Origin of the sequence: Micrococcus sp. ACRRV (assembly GCF_022346985.1) — a bacterium.
GTDB lineage: Bacteria > Actinomycetota > Actinomycetes > Actinomycetales > Micrococcaceae > Micrococcus > Micrococcus porci.
Genome location: NZ_JAKRNH010000163.1, coordinates 1 through 3,306, shown reverse-complemented (window position 1 = coordinate 3,306; position 3,306 = coordinate 1). Strand labels below are relative to the sequence as shown.

At 74.1% G+C, this 3,306-nt stretch carries 3 protein-coding genes and 1 riboswitch; of the genes, 1 reads left to right on the top strand and 2 read right to left on the bottom strand.

The genetic code is table 11. The features are described from left to right. Positions 1-93 precede the first annotated feature (93 nt). Positions 94-1,443: an O-acetylhomoserine aminocarboxypropyltransferase/cysteine synthase family protein gene (locus tag MHY29_RS11650; RefSeq protein ID WP_239241412.1), complete on the bottom strand. Its 1,350-nt coding sequence runs from the start codon at positions 1,441-1,443 to the stop codon at positions 94-96. 85 nt (positions 1,444-1,528) lie between these two features. Continuing rightward, a riboswitch (SAM riboswitch) is annotated at positions 1,529-1,644 on the bottom strand. Between the two features lie 166 nt (positions 1,645-1,810). Between MHY29_RS11650 and MHY29_RS11645 the strand changes: the two genes are divergently transcribed. Then, a complete protein-coding gene (locus tag MHY29_RS11645; protein WP_239241403.1) occupies positions 1,811-2,461 on the top strand; it encodes a VOC family protein in 651 nt (216 codons plus the stop codon). Between the two features lie 15 nt (positions 2,462-2,476). Here MHY29_RS11645 and MHY29_RS11640 read toward each other — a convergent pair whose 3' ends face one another. Beyond that, positions 2,477-3,292, bottom strand: a complete 816-nt coding sequence (locus tag MHY29_RS11640; RefSeq protein WP_239241414.1) for a CPBP family intramembrane glutamic endopeptidase — start codon at positions 3,290-3,292, stop codon at positions 2,477-2,479. Between the last annotated feature and the right edge of the window lie 14 nt (positions 3,293-3,306).

Sequence of the window (3,306 nt, the reverse complement as noted above, 5' to 3'; positions counted from 1 at the left end):
GGGCGGAGGGGGCGGCCTCGCCCTGCGGGCCTTGGTGCGGACGATGGGCGGCGTGGCCGGTCAGGATGCGGGGGTCGATGGCGGTCATGGCCCTCAGTCCTGCTCGGCGGCGTCGAGGGCGGCGGCCGCGGCCGCGAAGCCCTTGTCCAGGTCGGCGAGGATGTCCTCCACGTCCTCCAGGCCCAGGGAGAGCCGCACCAGCCCCGGCGTCACCCCGGCGGCGCGCTGCTCGTCCTCGGCCAGCTGGGCGTGCGTCGTCGACGCCGGGTGCACCACCAGCGAGCGGACGTCCCCGATGTTCGCCACGTGGTGGTGAAGCTCGAGGCCATCCACGAAGGCGGCCCCCGCGGCGGCACCCCCCGCGATCTCGAAGGACACGAACGCGCCGGCGCCCCGGGGCAGCAGCTCTTGGGCGCGGGCGTGCCACGGGCTGGACTCGAGCCCGGGGTGGGACACGGACTCCACCTGGGGGTGGCTCTCCAGGTGGCGGGCCACGGCCAGCGCGCTGGCGACGGCCCGGTCCATGCGCAGGGACAGGGTCTCCAGGCCCAGGTTCACCAGGAACGCGTTGAACGGGGAGATGGCCGAGCCGTAGTCGCGCAGCAGCTGCACGCGGGCCTTGAGGACGAAGGCGAGGTTCGCTCCGAGGGGCGAGCCCACGCCCAGGTCCCGGGCGTAGACCAGGCCGTGGTAGGACTCGTCCGGCTCGTTGAACCCCGGGAACCGCTCCGGGTCCCGCGCGAAGTCGAACCGGCCGGAGTCCACGATCACGCCGGCCATCGCGGCCGCGTGCCCGCCGAGGTACTTCGTGGCGGAGTGGACCACGACGTCCGCTCCGTGCTCGAACGGCCGCAGCAGGTAGGGGGTCGTGAGGGTGTTGTCCACGATCAGGGGCACCCCGGCGTCGTGGGCCGCGGCGGCGACCCCGGCCACGTCCAGCACGTCCCCGCGCGGGTTGCCCAGGGCCTCCGCGAAGAAGGCCTTGGTCTCCGGGCGGGCCGCGGCGCGCCAGGCGTCCAGGTCGTCGGGGTCCTGCACGAAGGTGACCTCGACGCCGACGCGCGCCAGGGTGTGCTTGAACAGGTTCTGCGTGCCGCCGTAGAGGGAGGCGGAGGCGACGACGTGGTCACCGGCGCCGGCCACGTTGAGGATCGCGAACGTGGTGGCCGACTGGCCCGAGGCCAGCAGGAGGGCGCCCACACCGCCCTCGAGGGCCGCGATCTTCTCCTCCACCGCCGACTGTGTGGGGTTGCCGATGCGCGTGTAGATGGGGCCGAGGTCCGCGAGCGCGAAGCGGTCCGCCGCGACCTGGGCGGACGGGAAGTCGTACGAGGTGGTCTGGTAGATCGGCAGGGCCGTCGCGCCGAAGGCGTGCGGGGCGTCCGTGCCGGCGTGGATCTGCATGGTGGAGAAGCCCCTGCGGGGGGTGGGCTGGGTGCTCATGGCTGGTCCTCCTGAGGAGTCAGGGACCTTCCCGGAACCGGGCCGGGCGTACCAGGGGTGCACGCCGTCCCGGGACGCCAGGGACGGCCCGCGCTTGCCGGCGCCCGGGTGCGGGGCCGGCCTGGTCGTCACCCGGGGCACCCCACCGCGGAGGAGGGTTGCCGGTCAGCTCGCCGGGGCCTTGCGCTGACTCTCGTGACCGTGGGCCCCAGTGTAGCGACACCGTCCTCCCCGATTTCGTCACACAGGTCACGCGCGGATACGCTTCCGGCACGGGGGCACCCGGCGCGTCAAGGGCCGGCCGTTCCTCGCAGCACGCACCCAGGTCAACCCCTCGGCCCGCCGGGGGAACGGAAGGATCCGCGCCGTGAACACCTGTCGCATGGACCACGTGTCCTACGCCGCCGGCCCGGAGGGCCTGGACGCCACCGTCGCCCGCATCGCCGAGCGGCTCGGCGTGGAGCGCGTCAAGGGCGGGATCCACCCGCGCTTCGGCACGCAGAACGCCCTGTTCCCCATGACCGGCAACCAGTACCTCGAGGTCGTCGAGGCCCTGGACCATCCCGCGTCCCTCAGCGCCCCGTTCGGCCAGCTGGTCCGCGCGCGGTCCGAGCAGGGCGGCGGCTGGATGAGCTGGGCCGTGACCACGAACGACATCGGCCGCTTCGAGCGCCGCCTCGGCCGCGAGGCCGTCCCCGGCAACCGCCGCTTCCCGGACGGCCGCGAGCTCTCCTGGCGCCAGATCGGCGTCAAGGGCACCCTCGCCGACCCGCAGCTGCCGTTCATCCTGCGCTGGGCCGACGGCCAGGAGGACATGCACCCCTCGCAGGCCGCCCCGGCCCAGGCCTCGATCGCCCGGCTCTCGATCGCCGGCTCCCCGGACCGCCTGCGCGAGTGGCTGGGCGGCACGGAGGACGACGAGGTCGCCGACGTGTCCGTGGACTACGTGGCCCCCTCCGGCACCCCGGGCATCGTCTCCGTGACCTTCTCGACCCCGAAGGGCGACGTCACGCTCTGACGTGCCGCCCGGCGCTCAGCCCAGCAGCCCCGCCCGCGCCAGCAGCGGGTAGCCCACGAACCCCACGGCATCGAGCAGGAAGTGCGCCAGCACCAGCGGCATGACGCGGCGCACCCGCAGGAACACCAGCACGAACACCGCCCCCATGAGTGCGTTGCCGATCCCCGGCCCCACACCCTGATACAGGTGGTACGCCCCGCGCAGCAGCGCGAGGGAGAGCGCCACGGGCCAGGTGCGCAGCGGCAGGAACAGCCCCTCCGTGCCGGTCCATGACGACGACGCGCCCAGCCCCGCCTCGCGCAGGCGCTGGAGGTAGCCGAGCCGGTCGATCAGCCACGCCCCCACGATCACCTCCTCGAGCAGCGCGTGCCGCGCGGCCGAGAGGAGCAGGACGGGGACCTGGTACCAGCTCTCGTCCATCGCGTTGGCGACGATCGCCGTCGTGATCCCCAGGGCTCGGCCGGCGGCGTAGACGCCGAGGGTGCCGACGCCGATCACGGTGAACAGCCCGAGGCCCCACGCGAGGTCGCGGCCGGGGCGGCGCAGGTCCAGGCCGAGCACGCGGAACGGGTGACGCCCGCGCAGCCACAGCAGGTGCAGCACCAGCAGCACGGGCACGAGCGAGAACGCGATGCCGAGCAGCTGGTAGGTCAGGTCGAACGCCCAGCGGTCGGCCACGGTCGGGTTGAGGACCGTGGTCTGGTCCCCGAGCGGGGCCCGGGTGGCCTGGTCGATGAGCTGGACGACCGCGTAGACCGCCGACCGGCCGAGGCTCAGCCCCAGCACGATCGCGATCTCCCAGCGCACCGTCCGGGCCGAGGGGGCGGGCAGGGCGGTGCGCTGGG

Excerpts from the sequence above, each read along its gene's own strand:
- MHY29_RS11650 (WP_239241412.1), bottom strand. The coding sequence starts at position 1,443 with ATGAGCACCCAGCCCACCCCCCGCAGGGGCTTCTCCACCATGCAGATC.